Raw genomic sequence first — 541 nt, 5'->3', positions numbered from 1 at the left:
ATCAGGACTACGGCCCATTCCTCGGGGGAGAAGTCGTTCAGATGCGCTGGCTGCAGCCTCTCGGGCCTCGAAGCCATACGGTCCAGCTCCCGCAGTTCAGGCGTAAAGTCGTCAGCGTTTAAGCGGAACATTACTACGGCCTTTCGTCGGGGTTGTCAGGGTAAGATCGGAAGCTTCTACTTAGGCCCAACTCAGGGGCACCGAGCGGACAAAAAAGCGAAGAAATTCAGCGGAGACTGGCTGTTTAACAGACCCGGACAACTCGTCTTTTGGGCATAATATTCAACTGACTGCACCGCTTGTGGCTTTACCCTGAGAACACCAAATTCCAGACGCCGCCGACCTCGTCCGATGCCTCCAGCACCTGAACCCCGAAACCCTGTGCCCGGAAGGTGTGGAGGGCACGGAGGCCAGCCAATCCTGCCCCGATCACGACGATGTCGATTTGAACTGTTTCAACCATGGCGCTCTCCATTCTCCAAAGTTGCCACGATGCCAAATGTTCGTCAACGATGGTGTTGATAACGATGCCCACCTTGGT

Annotated in this window: 1 protein-coding gene; it reads right to left on the bottom strand. The window is 55.6% G+C overall.

The window, feature by feature from the left end:
• Positions 1-307: 307 nt before the first annotated feature.
• On the bottom strand, positions 308-541 hold a 234-nt coding region (locus ACP7AU_RS17820), incomplete at its 5' end, for an FAD-binding protein (RefSeq protein WP_426052291.1).

Source organism: Brevundimonas sp. SL161 (assembly GCF_049896985.1).
GTDB lineage: Bacteria > Pseudomonadota > Alphaproteobacteria > Caulobacterales > Caulobacteraceae > Brevundimonas.
The sequence above is the reverse complement of the archived record's forward strand: the minus strand, read 5'-3'. Positions and strand labels throughout refer to the sequence as shown.